At 65.4% G+C, this 16,976-nt stretch carries 18 protein-coding genes and 1 other RNA gene; 13 read left to right on the top strand and 6 right to left on the bottom strand.

The window, feature by feature from the left end; genetic code table 11:
* A partial coding sequence (locus T331_RS20295; RefSeq protein WP_026440418.1) for a hypothetical protein occupies positions 1 to 272 on the top strand: 272 nt, incomplete at its 5' end.
* A gap of 70 nt (positions 273 to 342) precedes the next feature.
* On the opposite strand, the gene nudC is transcribed toward T331_RS20295, so the two are convergent.
* Complete coding sequence (gene nudC, locus T331_RS0113635) at positions 343 to 1,224, bottom strand: NAD(+) diphosphatase (RefSeq protein WP_026440417.1); 882 nt, start codon at positions 1,222 to 1,224, stop codon at positions 343 to 345.
* An 85-nt stretch (positions 1,225 to 1,309) separates the two neighbouring features.
* Between nudC and ffs the strand changes: the two genes are divergently transcribed.
* The 5 genes from ffs to T331_RS0113615 all read left to right on the top strand — a co-directional run bounded on the left by ffs (position 1,310) and on the right by T331_RS0113615 (position 5,807).
* Positions 1,310 to 1,408: signal recognition particle sRNA small type (gene ffs, locus T331_RS19540), an RNA gene on the top strand.
* A gap of 36 nt (positions 1,409 to 1,444) precedes the next feature.
* On the top strand, positions 1,445 to 3,217 hold the full coding sequence (locus tag T331_RS0113630; protein WP_026440416.1) for a DNA polymerase III subunit gamma/tau: 1,773 nt from the start codon (positions 1,445 to 1,447) through the stop codon (positions 3,215 to 3,217).
* Entirely contained in the window at positions 3,218 to 3,541 is a 324-nt protein-coding gene (locus T331_RS0113625; RefSeq protein WP_026440415.1) for a YbaB/EbfC family nucleoid-associated protein, read from the top strand. It abuts the gene before it with no gap.
* A gap of 16 nt (positions 3,542 to 3,557) precedes the next feature.
* Positions 3,558 to 4,151 (top strand): recombination mediator RecR, encoded by a 594-nt coding sequence (recR, locus tag T331_RS0113620; RefSeq protein WP_026440414.1) that lies wholly within the window; start codon positions 3,558 to 3,560, stop codon positions 4,149 to 4,151.
* Between the two features lie 189 nt (positions 4,152 to 4,340).
* Complete coding sequence (locus tag T331_RS0113615; protein WP_026440413.1) at positions 4,341 to 5,807, top strand: pyridoxal phosphate-dependent decarboxylase family protein; 1,467 nt, start codon at positions 4,341 to 4,343, stop codon at positions 5,805 to 5,807.
* Here the strand turns inward: T331_RS0113615 and T331_RS0113610 are convergent.
* From T331_RS0113610 to T331_RS0113590, 5 genes are all read right to left on the bottom strand, one after another.
* On the bottom strand, positions 5,737 to 6,594 hold the full coding sequence (locus tag T331_RS0113610; protein ID WP_026440412.1) for a beta-1,6-N-acetylglucosaminyltransferase: 858 nt from the start codon (positions 6,592 to 6,594) through the stop codon (positions 5,737 to 5,739). The genes T331_RS0113615 and T331_RS0113610 overlap by 71 nt on opposite strands.
* A complete protein-coding gene (gene hisD / locus T331_RS0113605) occupies positions 6,591 to 7,880 on the bottom strand; it encodes a histidinol dehydrogenase (RefSeq protein ID WP_026440411.1) in 1,290 nt (429 codons plus the stop codon). Before hisD ends, T331_RS0113610 begins: the two co-directional genes overlap by 4 nt.
* The gene (hisG, locus tag T331_RS0113600) at positions 7,877 to 8,524 is read right to left on the bottom strand and encodes an ATP phosphoribosyltransferase (protein WP_240376484.1); all 648 of its coding nucleotides are present in this window, start codon (positions 8,522 to 8,524) and stop codon (positions 7,877 to 7,879) included. Before hisG ends, hisD begins: the two co-directional genes overlap by 4 nt.
* A gap of 175 nt (positions 8,525 to 8,699) precedes the next feature.
* Positions 8,700 to 8,954, bottom strand: a complete 255-nt coding sequence (locus T331_RS0113595; protein ID WP_008492219.1) for a DUF1150 family protein — start codon at positions 8,952 to 8,954, stop codon at positions 8,700 to 8,702.
* Positions 8,955 to 9,120: 166 nt separating this feature from the next.
* Positions 9,121 to 9,573: an Hsp20 family protein gene (locus T331_RS0113590; RefSeq protein ID WP_008492218.1), complete on the bottom strand. Its 453-nt coding sequence runs from the start codon at positions 9,571 to 9,573 to the stop codon at positions 9,121 to 9,123.
* Between the two features lie 135 nt (positions 9,574 to 9,708).
* On the opposite strand from T331_RS0113590, the gene def reads away from it, so the two are divergent.
* The 7 genes from def to T331_RS0113555 all read left to right on the top strand — a co-directional run bounded on the left by def (position 9,709) and on the right by T331_RS0113555 (position 16,911).
* Positions 9,709 to 10,242 (top strand): peptide deformylase, encoded by a 534-nt coding sequence (gene def, locus T331_RS0113585; protein ID WP_026440410.1) that lies wholly within the window; start codon positions 9,709 to 9,711, stop codon positions 10,240 to 10,242.
* Between the two features lie 5 nt (positions 10,243 to 10,247).
* A complete protein-coding gene (gene fmt, locus T331_RS0113580) occupies positions 10,248 to 11,153 on the top strand; it encodes a methionyl-tRNA formyltransferase (protein WP_026440409.1) in 906 nt (301 codons plus the stop codon).
* On the top strand, positions 11,150 to 11,911 hold the full coding sequence (gene truA, locus T331_RS0113575; RefSeq protein WP_026440408.1) for a tRNA pseudouridine(38-40) synthase TruA: 762 nt from the start codon (positions 11,150 to 11,152) through the stop codon (positions 11,909 to 11,911). The genes fmt and truA overlap by 4 nt, the downstream gene beginning before the upstream one ends.
* 198 nt (positions 11,912 to 12,109) lie before the next feature.
* Complete coding sequence (locus T331_RS20630; protein WP_407637433.1) at positions 12,110 to 12,469, top strand: BPSL0067 family protein; 360 nt, start codon at positions 12,110 to 12,112, stop codon at positions 12,467 to 12,469.
* The gene (locus tag T331_RS0113565; RefSeq protein ID WP_211248728.1) at positions 12,456 to 12,788 is read left to right on the top strand and encodes an STY0301 family protein; all 333 of its coding nucleotides are present in this window, start codon (positions 12,456 to 12,458) and stop codon (positions 12,786 to 12,788) included. The genes T331_RS20630 and T331_RS0113565 overlap by 14 nt, the downstream gene beginning before the upstream one ends.
* Before the next feature lie 40 nt (positions 12,789 to 12,828).
* Positions 12,829 to 16,239, top strand: coding sequence for a DNA polymerase III subunit alpha (dnaE, locus tag T331_RS0113560; protein WP_026440405.1), 3,411 nt, complete (start codon positions 12,829 to 12,831; stop codon positions 16,237 to 16,239).
* A gap of 138 nt (positions 16,240 to 16,377) precedes the next feature.
* Complete coding sequence (locus T331_RS0113555; protein ID WP_155992720.1) at positions 16,378 to 16,911, top strand: hypothetical protein; 534 nt, start codon at positions 16,378 to 16,380, stop codon at positions 16,909 to 16,911.
* The last annotated feature ends 65 nt before the right edge of the window (positions 16,912 to 16,976 follow it).

Below are 16,976 nucleotides of genomic sequence, written 5' to 3'. Positions count from 1 at the left end.
CCAAGAAACCGGCCGCGAAGAAGACCACCGCAGCCGCCAAGAAGACGGCCGTGAAGAAGACCACCGCCGCCGCCAAGAAGCCGGCCGCGAAGAAGACCACCGCCGCCGCCAAGAAGCCGGCCGTGAAGAAGACCACCACCGCCGCCAAGAAGACGGCCGCCCCGCGCAAGCCGCGCGCCAAGGTGACACCGCCGCCCGCGCCGGAAATGAATGATGTGTTCGCTGAAGAGACCATGGACATCGTGCCCTCGATCTCCGAGACCTTCGAGTAAGCCGCATCGGCCGACGCAATGCAAAACAGGCGCGCTCACCCGCGCCTGTTTTTTTATGCGCCCTTCGCCGCTACGCCCCCTGGGCCAGCCAATCCTCGATCAGCCGCCGCGCGATGGAATCATGCCCGGGCAGGCCAAAGCCCAAAGCCGCATGGTCGCGGATCTCCGCCCGGCTGAACCAGCGCGCATCGCGCATCTCATCCTCCTGCAGAACGATCTGTTCACTGATCGCCTCCGCCTGAAATCCCAGCATCAAGGAGGCCGGAAACGGCCAGGGCTGGCTGGAGTGATAAAACACCGCGCCGACGCGCACACCGGTTTCCTCGAACACTTCCCGGCGCACCGCATCTTCCAGGCTCTCGCCCGGCTCCACGAAGCCGGCAAGGGTGGAATACATATTCTTCTCCAGCGGAAACCGATGCGACTGGCCGAGCAGCGCCTGGTCGCCGCGCGTCGCCAGCATGATCACGGCGGAATCCGTGCGCGGAAAATGCGCCGTGCCACAAGCCGCGCAAGCCAGCACCCAGCCGGCGCGCGCCGGCTGCATCGCGCCGCCACAGAGCGGACAGAATTTATGCGCGCGGCGCCAGTTGAACATGCCACGCGCCGTCGCCAGCAAGGTTGCATCCAACTCTGGCAGCAACGCATTCACCCCGCGCAGCGGCACGAAATCCTCTTGCGCCACACCGTCCGGCAGTGCTTCGCCGGTCACGTCACAGGCGAAATAGGCGATCCCCTCGGCCAGACCTAGGAACAGATCCGGCGCGCGGAATGGTGCGAGCAGCCGCGCACGCGGGGCCTCATTGTCCTCCACCAGCACCTGGCCATCATGCAGCAGCACCACCCGGCTCGCCGCATCGGCCCCGGCGCGTTCCTGCCAGGCCGCGTCCTCGCGCAGCTGCGCGGCCCGGTCCAGCGCCCCGCCGCTATAATGATTCGGCTGATCTTTCATGGTAAAATCCATGCCTGCTCATGTGGCATGCCCCCTTTGCCCTGCCAAGCTTGCATCCAGACGCCGCACAGGCGATAATCGGCCCGGGAGATCGGCGGCGGACATCGCGGCCCGCCAACCTGGTCAGGGCCGGAAGGCAGCAGCCACAACGGATTTCGCATGGGTCGTTGTCCGGTCTCCCACCTTCCTTTTGGCTACAAGGTCCGCGCCACACATGGGTATGTTCGACGACGATGCGCCAGACGCCCCGCCGCCGGGCCCCAACCTGTTCGGCGAGGAACCGACGCAGGAAGCCCCCCAGGCCGCCGCCTACCGGGTGCTGGCCCGCAAATACCGCCCCACCACCTTCGCGGACCTGATCGGCCAGGACGCGCTGGTGCGCACCTTGCGCAACGCCTTCGCGATGAACCGCATCGCCCATGCCTTCATGCTCACCGGCGTGCGCGGTGTCGGCAAAACCACCACCGCGCGCATCCTCGCCCGCGCCCTCAACTGCACCGGCGCGGATGGCAGCGGCGGGCCGACCCCGGACCCGTGCGGCGTCTGCGAGAATTGCAAAGCCATCTTGGCGGACCGTCATCCGGACGTGGTGGAGATGGACGCCGCCTCCAATACCGGCGTGGACGATGTCCGCGAGATCATCGAGGCCACACGCTTCAAGCCGCTCTCGGCGCGCGTGAAAGTCTTCATCATCGATGAGGTGCACATGCTCTCCAAGGCGGCGTTCAACGCGCTGCTGAAAACCCTGGAGGAGCCGCCGCCGCACATCAAATTCGTGCTGGCCACCACGGAAATCCGCAAAGTGCCGATCACCGTGCTCTCACGCTGCCAGCGCTACGACCTCAAGCGCGTGCCGGTGGAAGTCCTCGCCGCGCATTTCACGCGCATCGCCGGCATCGAAAACGTCGCCATCTCCGAGGCCGCGATCACCCTCGTCGCCCGCGCCGCCGATGGCTCGGTGCGGGATGGTCTCTCCTTGCTGGACCAAGCCATCGCCCGTGGTGCCGAGGATGCCAGCGAAATCTCCGGCCCGATGGTCGCCGACATGCTGGGCCTCGCGGATCGCGGCTTCGTCTTCGACCTCATGGATGCGGTGGTGAAAGGCGACATCCAGGCCGCCCTGCGCATCTCCGATGAAAGCTATGAGCGCGGCGCCGATCCCGGCGTGCTGCTCTCGGACCTGCTCGGCCTCGCCCATCTGCTCACCAGGATGAAATCCGTGCCCTCTCTGGCCAAGAGCGGCGCGCTGCCGGAGATGGAGCGCACCCGCGGCGCGGCTTTGGCGGAGATGCTCTCCATCCCCTTCCTCGGCCGGCTCTGGCAGATGCTGCTCAAGGGGCTGCAGGAGGTCGAGGCCGCGCCCGACCGGCGCGCCGGTGCGGAAATGATCCTGATCCGCCTCTGCCACGTGGCCGATCTGCCGCCGCCGGGCGAGCTGGTGAAGAAACTCACCGAAAACCCCGGCGCGGCGCTGGGCGGCGCACCGGCCGGTGGCGGTGGTGGCGGTGCCCGGGCCGTGGCCAACGGCAACGTGGTGATGCAGGCTTCTGCCGCGCCCCGCGCGCTGACCTTCCTGGATGTCGTCGGCCTCGCCCAGGCCAAGCGCGATGTGATGCTCTACGCGCATCTGCGCCAATCCGTGCATCTGGTCCGCTTCGCCCCGCCGGTGATCGAGATGCGCCTGGCTGATGATCCGCGCATCCCGCGCGACCTCGTCGCCAAAATCTCGCGCATGCTGGAGGAGGAAACCGGCCGCCGCTGGACCATCGCCCTCTCCAATGAACGCGGCGATCCGACCATCGACGAGCAGGAAGGGGTGGCCACCGCCCAGGCCCGGGACGAGGCGCTGGCGCATCCGCTGGTGCAGGCGATCCTGGCGCATTTCCCCGGAACCAAGCTAGACACGCAAGACGCGCCGGAGCAGGAGCCGGAGCTGCCCGCCGACTGGGCCGCCCTGGTGCCGCCCGACGAACTCTATGAAGGAGACGAGTAAATGAAGAACCTTGCCGGCCTGATGAAGCAGGCCTCGCAGATGCAGCAGAAAATGGCCGACATGCAGGCCAAGCTGGAAGCCACCGAGATGGAAGGTGTCGCCGGCGCCGGCCTGGTGAAGGTCACCCTCTCCGGCAAGGGCGCGCTGAAGCGGGTGAAGATCGACCCGAAGCTGATCGACCCGTCCGAGGCCGAGATGCTGGAAGACCTCATCGCCGCCGCCCATGCCGATGCGAAATCCAAGATCGACGCGATCATGGAAGCCGAGACCAAGAGCGCCATGGGCGGTCTGCCGCTGCCGCCGGGCATGAAGCTGCCGTTCTAAACCGGTTACAGAATAGATGGGCGGCCCCGAACTCGAACAGCTGATCGGCCTGTTTTCACGCCTGCCGGGGCTGGGTCCGCGCAGCGCGCGGCGCATCGTGCTGAAATTGCTGCGCGACAAGGAAGGCGGGCTGGCCAGGCTGGCGGATGCCATGCAGGCCGCCGCCGCCGCGGTGCGCAGCTGCACGGTCTGCGGCAATCTTGATTCGTCCGACCCCTGCGCCATCTGCGCCGAGCCTTTGCGCGAGGCGCGGATCTGCGTGGTTGAGGGGGTGGCGGATCTCTGGGCGCTGGAGCGCGCCCATGTCTATCGCGGCCGCTACCATATTCTCGGCAGCACCCTCTCGGCGCTGGCCGGGCGCGGCCCGGAAGACCTCGCCATCGCCCCGCTGCTTGCCCGGCTGGAGGCGGCGCCGGTCGAGGAAATCATCCTGGCTCTGCCCGCGACCGTGGAGGGGGCGGCCACCGCGCATTACCTCACCGAGCGGCTGAAACGGTTTGGCATCCCGCTTTCCCGCCTGGCTCAAGGTGTTCCCATTGGTGGCGCGCTGGAGGTTCTGGATGAAGGCACGCTGGCGACGGCGCTGCGGGCACGCGGCGCAGCCAACTAACTGAAAAATCGCAAAAGTTTTTTGGTGCCGCTTTTTTACAAAAAAGCGGCGAAAACGTTTGGGGCGCTGGCAACGCCGCAGCCACCCCCAAACCTTCGTGGGGACTTTTTGAAAAAACTCCCCACACCCCCAAAAACTTTTGCAAATAAGAGCTCTGGAAAAATCTCCGCGCCCCGTTTAACAGGCCCCATGAGCACGCTCGACCCCACCGACTGGTCCTCCCTCCGCGCCCTCGGGCACCAGATGCTCGACGACATGCTGGACCATCTCTCCAGCATCCGCACCCAGCCGGTCTGGCAGAAGATGCCGGAGGAGGTGCGCCAGGGTTTCACCGCCCCCCTGCCCACCACCGGCACGCCGCCGGAGGCGATCTATGAGCGTTTCCAGGCCGATATCCAGCCTTACGTCACCGGCAATCTGCATCCGCGCTTCATGGGCTGGGTGCATGGCGGCGGCAATCCGGTCTCGATGCTGGCGGAGCTGTTGGCCGGGGCGATGAACGCCAATTGCGGCGGGCGCGACCATGTCGGCATCGCGGTGGAGCGCCAGGTCATCGCCTGGGCGGCGCAGATGCTGGGCATGCCGGATGGCACCTCCGGCGTGCTGCTCACCGGCTCCTCGATGGCGAATTTCTGCGCCCTGCTCTGCGCCCGCCAGAAGGCCCTGGGCGGGGCCGGGCACGAAACCGGGGTCAGCGGCACCGGCCTGGTCGCCTATGCCTCGGCAGGCGTGCATCGCTGCGTCACCGGGGCGATGGACATGGCCGGGCTGGGCCGCTCCGCCCTGCGCAAAATCCCGCTGGACGCGCAGATGCGCATGGACATGGAAGCCCTGCGCGCCGCCATCGCGGCGGACAAGGCCGCCGGCCTCACCCCCTTCCTCATCGCCGCCACCGCCGGCAGCGTCGATACCGGCGCCTTTGACGATCTGATCGAGGCCCGGCGCATCGCCGACGAACACGGGCTCTGGTTCCATGTCGACGGCGCCTTCGGCGCCCTGGCCGCGCTCTCCCCGGCCAAGCGGCATCTGGTGGAAGGGCTCGGGGCCGCGGATTCCATCGCCTTCGATTTCCATAAATGGGCGCAAGTCACCTATTCCTGCGGCTGCCTGCTGGTGCGCGACGCCACCATCCACAACGCCAGCTTCGCCCAGGCCACCAGCTACCTCGCCGCTGCCCCGCGCGGCCTCGCCGGCGGCTTCCCCTGGCCGTGCGATCTCGGGCCGGACCTCTCGCGCGGCTTCTCGGCGCTGAAAGTCTGGATGAGCCTGAGCGCCTACGGCACCGAGGGGCTGGCCGGCGTGGTGGAAACCAGCTGCGCCCTGGCCCAGCGCCTGGCCGCCCACGTGCTGGCAGCACCGCGCCTCACCCTGCTCAGCCCCCCGGCGCTCAACATCGTCTGCTTCGCCATCGAGGGCTATAGCGACCAGCAGCTCACGGATCTGGTCGCGGATCTACAGGAGGACGGCCTTTTCGCCCCCTCCACCACCCGCATCGCGGGCCGCATTGCCATACGCTGCGCCATCGTCAATCACCGCACCAACGAGGCCGATATCGACGCGCTGGTGGAGGAAATCCTGCGCCGCCTCAGCCTCGCAGCCGGTCGACCCACTGCCGCAGCGCCTCAGGTGCCAACCTTGCCTTGCGCAAAAACATGAACCCGCCCGGCTCCACCGCCTCCAGCGCGCTGATCTCGGTGAACACACGCGGCGGCTCCGGCGTGCTCCAATCCACATAGACCAGCCCGCGATCAATCCTGCCCAGCTGCTCGCCGAGGATGGTCTGGAAATAGGATTCATCGGGCGCATCGGCAAAGGCGAAGGATTCACGCAGCCACTCATCACTGTGCCAGCGCGCCAGGATGCGCTCGATGCTGGGGGCGGTCAGCGCCATCCATTGCGAACCGTACCAGAACACCGGCAAAGGCGCCTTGCCCCGCGCCATCAGCGCTTCGGCCCGTTTCACCCGGGCGATCAAACCTGGCGTCACCACACGCTGCACGCCGGGGATCCAGCGCAGCTGCGTCGCCGGGCTGTCGAACAGAAAATACCCCTCATAACGCCCGCGATGCGCCTCGACCGGGCCGAAGGCGGCGAATTCCTCATCGCCCAGAAGGGCATTACGAATGAGGCTGAGGGATTGCAGCGGCACCGTATCGTCGGAGAGCAGCATATAGCGGGCATAAGGCCGCCGCGCGCGGGCCGCCTCGATCAGCGCGACCGTCGCCTCCACCATGGAAAAGCCGCGCCAGAATACCTCCAGCCGCGGTGAGATGAACTGCACCCAAGGCGCCTGGGCGCGAAACGGCGCCTCATCCACCTTCGCATCCACATGCGCGAACAAGTCGAACCCGCTATCTGCGAAAAACCGCGCCAGGCCGCCCAGCCCCTCGGGGGCGGCATGGCAGAGCAACAGAACGGCAATCTCATTGCCGTTCGCGCTCATTCCTGCTTCAGCCTCACCGCGATGCTCTGCGCATGTGCCGTCAGCCCTTCGGCCTTCGCCAGTGTCACCGCATGCGGCCCCAACGCCTTCAGCCCGGCTTCCGGCACCGCCGCGTAGGTGGTGCGCTTGAGGAAATCATAAACCGACAGCCCGGAGGCAAAACGCGCTGTGCCGGAGGTCGGCAGCACATGGTTCGGCCCGATGATGTAATCGCCCATCGCCTCGGGCGTATTGGCGCCCAGGAACACCGCCCCGGCATGGCGCACCTTGGCGAAAACCGTCCGCGGATCCGCCAGCATCAGCTGCAGATGCTCCGGCGCGATGCGGTTAGAAATCTCCACCGCCTCATCCCAGTCGCGCACCAGAATGATCGCGCCATGCCGCGCCCAGCTGGCGCTGGCGATGTCCCGGCGCGGCAGGCTCTCCAGCGCGGCCGCGACCTCGCGCTCCACCGCTGCCGCCAGCCCCGCATCGTCAGTAACCAGGATGGATTGCGCATCCTCATCATGCTCGGCCTGGGCCAGCAGATCATAGGCCAGCTGCACCGGATCGGCGCTGGCATCGGCCAGAATCAGCACCTCGGACGGGCCGGCGATGGAATCGATCCCCACCGCCCCGAACACCTGCCGCTTCGCTTCCGCCACATAAGCATTGCCGGGGCCGACAATCCGGTCCACTCGGGCGATGCTGGCGGTGCCATAAGCCAGAGCCGCCACCGCCTGCGCCCCGCCGACGCGATAAATCTCGGTGATCCCCGCCGCATTCGCCGCCGCCAGCACATGCGGGTTCAACACCCCGCCAGGCGCCGGCACCACCATGGCGATGCGCCTCACCCCCGCCACCTTGGCCGGCATCGCATTCATTAGCACGGAGGAGGGATAGGCCGCCTTGCCGCCGGGCACATATAGCCCCACCGCATCCAGCGCCCCCCAGCGCATCCCGGCTGTAATGCCGAGATCGTCCGTGAACTCGATATCGCGCGGCATCTGCGCCTGATGGAAGGCCTCGATCCGCCGCGCCGCGATCTTCAACGCTTCGCGCAGTTCCTTCGGCGTCTGCGCCTCGGCCGCATCCAGCTCGGCCTGGCTCACCCGCAGGCCGGCCGCCTCCAGCACCTGCTTATCGAAACGCGCGGTGTAATCCAGCAGCGCCGCATCGCCCTCTTCGCGCACCCGCTCGATGATCGCCCGCACCACGCCGGAGAGATTCTCCTCCCCTTGCGGCCGCTCCAGCAGCGCGGTGAAACGGCGCTCGAAATCATCCTGCCCGGTTGAGACTATCTTCATGCCGCCAACGCCTTCCGAAACGCCTCGATCCAGGTGCCGATTTCATCCGGCCGCGTCTTCAACGCCACGCGGTTGACGATCAGCTTCGAGGAGACCTGCGCGATCACATCCGTCTCCACCAACCCGTTGGCCTTCAGTGTGCTGCCGGTCTGCACCAGATCGACGATCAGCCGCGACAGCCCCAGCCCGGGGGCCAGCTCCATCGAGCCGGACAGCTCGACGATCTCCGCCTGAATGCCCCGCCGGGCGAAATGCCGCTTGGCGGTGTTGGGATATTTGCTGGCCACGCGCAGGGCCGAGACGCGGGAGAGATCGGTCTGCCCGGCATCGTCCTTCGGCTCGGCCACCGAGATGCGGCATTTGCCGATGCCCAGATCCAAAGGCGCGTAAACCTCCGGGTAATCGAATTCCATCAGCACATCGCCGCCGCAAATGCCGATCTCCGCCGCCCCGAAGGCGACGAAGGTGGCGACATCGAAGGAGCGCACCCGGATCACATCCACATCCGGATGGCTGGTGGAAAACCGCAGCTTGCGGGAATTCTCATCCGTATATTCCGGCTCCGGCACCAGGCCGGCATGGGCCAGCATGGGGCCGGCCTCTTTCAGGATACGCCCCTTGGGCAATGCGAGCACGATGGACATGGCCGCGCCCATACCATCGCCCCCGCTTCGAGGCTAGCGCGCCCCTCAAAGCAAGGGGAAGAAACGCAAAAGGGCGGATCGGCGCCCCGCGCCCGATCCGCCCTCTCGATATTCACTGTGCCGGCGCCGAGCCCATATCTGCCTCACCGCGCCGGTTTGCCGCCAATTGCCTGAATCAATGCACCAGAGTCGGCAGCATGTCGTTCTGGATGATCGCCGCCGCCGCCAGCTGCGGATTATCGGCAATGGCAATCGGCGTGCCATCGGCAGCGTGAATGGCAAAGGCGGGCCCCTGTTCCGTCACCACCGGCTTCACGAAGGCAATCTCCTCCATCCCCAGCTGGGCCAGCTGGGCAGGCGAGATGTGATGAATGTCCAGGACCGTGCCTGGGACGAAATTGGTCGTGCCGTCATGGTTTTTGATGTTCATCTGTCATCCTTTCGGGCTCCCCGGCGGATTTTTTCGGCCCAGGGTTCCTGTATACGTCATAGTCTCGCGTCGGGATCAGCCCGGCGCCGTCAAATTTCCGTCACATCAACCGTGCTGACCTAAATACCGCGCTGACCTATCTCAGGCGCGCATTCGTCCTGCCGGCTCAGTCCCCATCCACCATGCGGGTCGGGGCGGTCACCTTGCCCTGACCGCGCGCGATCGGGATGGTCTTCACCACCGGCTGCGGCACTGGGCGGATCAGATCCACATGCAGCAGGCCATTATCCAGCCAAGCGCCCTTCACCTCGATCCCTTCCGCGATCACGAAGGCCCGCTGGAACTGCCGCGCCGCGATGCCTCGATGCAGGAACACCCGCCCCTGGCCATCGTCAGTCTGGCGCCCGCGTATTACCAACTGGTTATCTTCCAGGGTGATTTGCAGGTCATCCATGGTAAATCCGGCCACCGCGAGGGTGATTCGCAGCGAAACCGGGCTGAGCTGCTCGATATTGTAAGGCGGATACCCGTCCGAGGAATTTTTCGCCGCCCGCTCGATCATCTGTTCCAGATGGTCGAAGCCGAGAAATAAAGGCGAGGTGAAAACGCGTGTCGTCATAGTCAAGGCTCCCCCAAATGAGCGAAGCGGTTAAGGACCCTCGTTCGAGGCATCCGGGGCTTCATGTTGGCACGGTTTCACAGCGATGCAAGAGGGCGCGTTGCAGCCCGCCGCGCGGGGGATTACATGCGTGGCATGTCAGAGACACAAACCGACGCGCCGCTGCTGCCGATCATGATCTATCCCGAATCCGTGCTGCGTAAGGTCGCCCGCGCGGTGCAGCCTAACGATGCGGACGCGGTGCGCGCGTTGGTGCCCTCGATGTTCGCGACCATGTACAAGGCGCCCGGCATCGGCCTCGCCGCCAACCAGATCAATTCCTTGCTGCGGGTGATCGTGATCGACGTGGCGCCGAAGGACGAGCCCGCCCCGCTCGCTCTGATCAACCCGGAAATCATCGCCAAATCCGATGAGCTCGCCACGCAAGAGGAAGGCTGCCTCTCCATCCCGGACCTCTACGCCGAAATTACCCGCCCGGCGCGGGTGAAGGTGCGCTACCAGGATCTGCAAGGGGTAAAGCAGGAGATCGAGGCCGAGGGGCTGCTCTCCGCCTGCCTGCAGCATGAGATCGACCATCTCAACGGCGTGTTGTTCGTGGATTATCTCTCGGCGCTGAAGCGCAACATGCTGCTGCGCAAGCTGGCCAAACAGCAGAAAGCCAAAGGCTGAACGCGATGAAGCTGGCTTTCATGGGCTCGCCGGATTTCGCCGTGCCTTCCCTGCGCGCTCTGGTCGCGGCCGGGCATGAGGTGGCGGCGGTCTATGCCCAGCCGCCCAAACCCGCCGGGCGCGGCCAGCGCGAAACCCCCTGCCCCGTCCATGCCGCAGCACTTGAGCTGGGCCTGCCGGTGCGCACCCCGCCGAAACTGCGCCGCAACGAGGATGAGCTGGTCGCCTTCCGCGCCCTTGATCTCGATGCCGCCATCGTCGCCGCCTACGGGCTGATCCTGCCGCAGGACTTCCTGGACGCGCCGAAGCGCGGCTGCCTCAACATCCATGGCTCGCTGCTGCCGCGCTGGCGCGGCGCCGCCCCCATCCAGGCCGCCATCGAGGCCGGGGATGACGAAACCGGCATCACCATCATGCAGATGGAAGCCGGGCTGGATACCGGCCCGATGCTGCGCAAGAGCGCGACGCCCATCGGCCCGAAGGACACCGCGGCCGATCTGCATGACCGGCTGGCCGAAATCGGCGCCAGGCTGATCCTGGAGGAACTCGCCAGCCCCAGCACGCCCGAGATCCAGGACGAGGCTTTGGCCAATTATGCCGCCAAACTCTCCCGCGAGGATGCGCGGCTGGATTTCCGCCTGCCCGCCGCGCAGCTGGAACGGCGCATCCGCGCCTTCTTCCCCTGGCCCGGCGCGCTGGCGCTGATGGGCGACATGGTGCTGAAAATCCTCGCCGCCGAAGTGGTGGCGGGCGAAGGCATTCCCGGCACGATGCTGGATGACCACCTCATCATCGCCTGCGGCGAGGGCGCGCTGCGCATCACCCGCCTGCAACGCGCCGGCAAAAACGCCATGTCCACGGCCGATTTCCTGCGCGGCACCAAGCTCCCCGAAGGGGCGCGCTTCTATTGACGCTGTGGGCGCTGGAGATCGAGTATGATGGCACCCCCTTCATGGGCTGGCAGCGGCAGAAACACGGCCTCGCCATCCAGCAGGTGATCGAGGAAGCCGCGTCGCGCCTTCGCGGCGGGGCGGAAATCACCGAAGCCATCTCCGCCGGCCGCACCGATGCCGGGGTGCATGCGCTGGCGATGATGGTGCAGATCGAGCTGCCGGATTTCACCCCCTACCGCATCCGCGAGGCGATGAATTTTCACTTGAAGCCGCACCCCATCGCGGTGCTGCGCTGCGGGGTGGCGCCGGCGGGCTGGAATGCCCGCTTCTCCGCCAAATCCCGCTCCTACCGCTATGTCATCCTCAACCGCCCGCAACCGCCGACGCTGGAGGTGAACCGCGTCTGGCATGTGAAAACCCGGCTGGACGAGCAGGCCATGCACCGCGCCGCGCAGCATCTGCTCGGCCATCATGATTTCTCCTCCTTCCGCGCCTCCGCCTGCCAGGCGAAAAGCCCGATGCGCACGCTGGATTACGTCTCGGTGCATCGCGAGGGTGAGAAGGTGATCATGGAAACCAGCGCACGGAGCTTCCTGCATCATCAGGTGCGCAACATGATCGGCTCCCTGAAGATGGTCGGCGAAGGCCATTGGCCCGAATCGCGCATGGCGGAAATCCTGGCCGCCCAATCCCGCCCCAAAGCCGGCCAGACCGCCCCGGCGGAAGGGCTGTATTTCACCGGCGTTGAGTATGATCCGCCGCTTGAACTGGCCTGATCGCGCTGCTCAATTGATAATCGCCCGGTCCCTCCAATATTTCATCGACTTCATCTCGTCCGAGGACGCCATGAATACCTCAAACCCCTCACTTATAATGGCCTTATAAACCGGCTGGCGAAGCAGCCGTTGATACCGATTTGAGACTAAAATAAAATCAAATGAGAGACAAATCGCGTGAGTTACGTTGCAAATTTGATGAAAGCCAAGTCTCTTATGGGCAAATCTGTCGGAGACGGACAATGCATCGCATTCGTTCACGCCGTGACGACGATTCCACCGCCTCCTTTTTGGCGGAAAGGCGAACGCGTAAAGGAGGCTAACCTCCCCATCGGCACCATTATCGCGACATTCGATGTGAATGGACGCTATGGAAATCATCTCGATGGTAGCAGCCATGGGGCTATCTATTTGGGACAGAACGCTCATGGCATCCTCGTCCTGGATCAATGGAAAGGTCATAGTACGACGCAACCGGTCCATGAGCGCTTGATCCGTTTCAAAAAAGGCACCGGCATCAAGGTGGATGATGGAGATCAATATTATGTCGTGGACTAGAGTGGCCGCCATTTCAGCACTCAGCCTCATGCTCGGCCAAGCCGCGTTTGCTGCCCCCTGGCGGTGCCCGGCATCATTAACGCCGCATGGCGACTCGCATCGCCTTAACAACGCCTCGCTGTTCGATGGCCCGCCCGGTGAAATGGCCGATCTCATCCCCATTCCAACCGGCGCCTATGACCGCTGGGATGTCCGCAACGCGGACCCCTATCTGGTCTGCAAATATGCCGGCACGGACAAGATCATCACCCTCCACGCCCAAGGCGCCGCACGCTGCCAGGCCGGCGGCCAGCCCTTCCAGGCGGTCTGCGAAAAATAACGCAGTAGCCGCCCCCGGCCGGGGCGTGTAAATTCGCGCCATGCCCCACGCTGATTTCGTGCATCTTCGCGTCCATTCCGCCTACTCGCTCTCGGAAGGCGCGATCAAGCCCGACAAGCTGGCCAGCCTTGCCGCCGCCGACAACATGCCGGCGGTGGCGATCACCGACAGCTCCAACATGTTCGGTACGCTGGAATTCACCCAGTACTGCACCAAATCCGGCGTGCAGCCGATCATCGGCTGCCAGCTCGCCCTCACCCGCCTTGGCTTCAACCTGCCGCCGGACCCGGTGGTGGCGCTGGCGCAGACCGAGGCCGGCTACGCCAATCTGCAGAAACTCTCCTCCCTCTCCTTCCTCACCGGCGATGCGATCAAGCCGCAAATCACCCGTGAGCAGCTTTGCGACTTCAGCGAGGGGCTGTTCCTGCTCACCGGCGGCGCGCTGGGGCCGATCGGCCGGCTGCTGGCGGAAGGCCAGATCGACGAGGCCCGCGCCTACCTCGCCGCGCTGCACGCGGCCTTCCCGGAGCGCCTCGCCATCGAGATCCAGCGCCATGGCGAGCCGGTGGAGCAAGCCACCGAACCCGGCTTCCTGCTCCTGGCGGAGGAATTCGCGCTGCCTCTCGTCGCCACCAATGAATGTTTCTTCGCCAAGCGCGAAATGTATGAGGCGCATGACGCGCTGCTCTGCATCGCCGAAGGCCGCGTATTGGCGGAGAAGGACCGCCGCCGTGTGACCCCCGAGCACTGGTTCAAACCCGCCGCGATGATGCGCGAACTCTTCGCGGATCTGCCAGATGCCTGCGACAACACGCTCGCCATCGCCCAGAGCTGCACGGTGATGACGAGCACGCGCAAACCGCTGCTGCCGCGCTGCCCGAAAGTCCGCGAAGGCGCCACCGAGGAAGAAACGCTGCGCGCCATGTCCGAGGAAGGGCTGCGCGCGCGCCTGGATTTCGAGAATATCGAAGGCGAGGCCCAGAAGGAATATTGGGACCGGCTGGAATTCGAACTGACCATCATCGTGCAGATGGGCTTTCCCGGCTACTTCCTCATCGTGGCGGACTTCATCCAATGGGCGAAGGACCACCAGATCCCGGTCGGCCCCGGCCGCGGCTCGGGGGCGGGCTCTCTGGTCGCCTGGGCGCTGCGCATTACCGACCTCAACCCGCTGCGTTACGCGCTGCTGTTCGAGCGCTTCCTCAACCCCGAGCGCGTCTCGATGCCGGATTTCGATATCGATTTCTGCCAGGAACGCCGCGACGAAGTCATCAAATATGTCGTCCGCGAATATGGCGCGGAGCAGGTGGCGCAGATCATCACCTTCGGTAAGCTGCAGGCCCGCGCGGCGGTGCGCGATGTCGGCCGCGTGCTCGGCCTGCCTTACGGCCAGGTCAACAAGGTGGCGGAGCTGATCCCCAACAACCCGGCCAAGCCCGTCACGCTGAAGGAAGCCATCGAAGGCGAGCCGAAACTTCAGGACATGCGTGATTCCGACGAGGCGCTGGCAAGGCTGATGGAAATCGCCCAGCAGATCGAAGGGCTCTATCGCCACGCCTCCACCCACGCCGCCGGCGTGGTCATCGGCGACCGCGAGCTGGTCAAGCTGGTGCCGCTTTATAAAGATCCGCGCTCGGATCTTCTCGTCACCCAATATTCGATGAAATATGTCGAGCAGGTCGGGCTGGTGAAGTTCGACTTCCTGGGCCTCACCACCCTCACCATCATCGATCGCTGCCTGAAATTCATGCGCCAGCAGGGTGTGGAGCTGGACATCTCCAAAATCCCGCTCGATGACAAGAAAACCTACGACATGATCAGCCGGGCGGACACCGCCGGCGTGTTCACGTTCGAGACCGCCGCCTTCCGCGGCGCGCTGGCGCAGATGCGGCCCGATAGGTTCGAGGATCTGGTCGCCATCCAGGCCCTCAACCGTCCCGGCCCGATGGCCAACATCCCTGATTATTGCGACCGCAAGCGCGGCGCGCCGTGGGAGGCGCCCGATCCCTCCATCCATCACATCCTGGCCGAGACCAACGGCATCATCGTCTATCAGGAACAGGTGATGCAGATCGCCCAGGCGATGGCGGGCTACACGCTGGCGGGCGCGGACCTGCTGCGCCGCGCCATGGGCAAGAAAATCCGCGCCGAGATGGACACGCAGCGCGAAATCTTCCTGAAAGGCGCCACGGAGAAAGGCTTCACCCCCGAGAAGGCCAACGAGATTTTCGACCTGATGGCGAAATTCGCGGATTACGGCTTCAACAAATCCCATGCCGCCGCCTACGCTTTGGTCTCCTACCAGACCGCCTATCTGCGCGCCAACCATCCGGTTGCCTTCATCGCCGCCTGTATGTCCCTCTCCATCGCCAACACCGAGAAGGTGGCGCTGCTGCGCGCCGATGCGATGAAAAACGGCATCAAGGTCCTCCCGCCGGATGTGAACAAATCCGGCCCGGATTTCCAGGTGGAATTGCAGGAGGATGGCAGCTACGCCATCCGCTTCGCGCTCGGCGCCATCAAGCGCATCGGCATGGGGGCGATGGAGGAACTCGTCAAAGCCCGTGGCGACACGCCGTTCAAATCCATCGACGATTTCGCCGCCCGCATCGATCCCAAAACCCTCACCCGGGCGCAAATCGAAATCCTCGCCAAGGCCGGCGCCTTCGAGTGTCTGGATCAGAACCGCCAGCGCATCTTCGGCGCCGCGGAAATGATCATGCGCACCGCCCAGACCGGTGCGGCCGAGCGCGAAAGCGGGCAGATCGGCCTGTTCGGTGGCGGCGAGCCGGAGAAAATCCGCCTACCCCAAGGGCCGGACTGGCCGGAGAGCGAGCGCCTGGCTTTCGAGGCCGAAGCGATCGGCTTTCACATCTCCGCCCACCCGCTGGACATGTATGCGCGCGCGCTGAAGGCGCTGGACGTCACCCCCTCCGGCGCCATCCAGCGCAAGGCGGAAAACGGTACCGCGCGGGTGAAACTCGCCGGCACCGTGGGCGCCAAGAAAGAGCGCATCACCCGCACCGGCAGCCGGATGATGTGGCTCACCCTGTCGGACATGCAGGGCAGTTTCGAGGTCACGCTCTTCTCCGAAGTGCTCAACCGCTCCCGCGAGATGCTGCAGGAAGGCACCGCTTTGCTGGTCTCCGCCGAGGCCAAGCTGGACGGCGAATCGCTGCGCCTCACCGCCAACGACATCCAGCTGCTCGACAATGCCGCCCGCGATGCCGGGGCGGGGCTGAAAATCTGGCTGGACCGCGAGGACGCCGTGCCCTCGCTGAAAGCCCTGCTGGAGCGCGAGGGGCGCGGCAAGGGCCAAATCATCCTGCTGCCCAAAACCGGCACGCCGACGCGCCCGGAGCTGCGCCTGCCCGGCGGCTTCAACGTCTCCCCGCGCCTGGCCCAGGCGGTGAAGCTTGTCGCGGGGGTGGAGCTGGTGGAGGATGCGTGAGGAGGGTCCTCCTTGCGCATCCCTTTTCACAGCCCCCTGAAACCGCCTTCACACTGAATTAACCCCGCCTCGTCATCTTTCCCCCTCCGCAAACGGCACAAAATCGCCTAAATGGAAGGCAGAAAAGGTGACAAAAAAATGCGCGAAACGCCCAAAGACCAGGCGAATAAGTCCAGCACCACTCGCCCAACTGCCTCCAAGCCTTTGAAATCAAAGCTGCTGTCAGCCCCGCGCCCGGACCCGCGCATGGTCCATTCCGGCACACCGCTGATCTCCTATCTCATCGCCGCCGCGCTGTTCGTGGCGCTGCTGCTCTGTGCGCGCCTCACCCACCAGCCGCCCGCCCCGGGGCAATTGCTGGTGATGCAAGCCGGCGCCGCGGCCAAAGCCAGCGGCCACCAGCCGGCTTTGCCCAACCAGCTCACCGCCCATATCCTCACCGGCGCCCTGGCCGCCCCCGGCCAGGCCTGCACGATCTCCGAGGCCGCCTTGCGCCAGGGCGGCGGCAGCTTCTCCAGCCTCGCCATCCGGCCGGACGGTGTGGTGCTGGTCTGGGCCGGCGCCGCCACCGCCGCGAACGCGCCATGCCCCGCCGGCACGAATCTGCTGCTGACGCGCGATGCCTGGCAGACCCTGCAAAACTGGCCGCCCGCACCGGGTTATCGTCACTGAAACGACATGATGAGGTTTAAGGGTGGCGCTTGACGCCACCCGCCGGCGCGCGATGATGCGCCAAC

Origin of the sequence: Acidocella facilis ATCC 35904 (assembly GCF_000687875.1) — a bacterium.
Taxonomy (GTDB): Bacteria; Pseudomonadota; Alphaproteobacteria; order Acetobacterales; family Acetobacteraceae; genus Acidocella; species Acidocella facilis.
The sequence above is the reverse complement of the archived record's forward strand: the minus strand, read 5'-3'. Positions and strand labels throughout refer to the sequence as shown.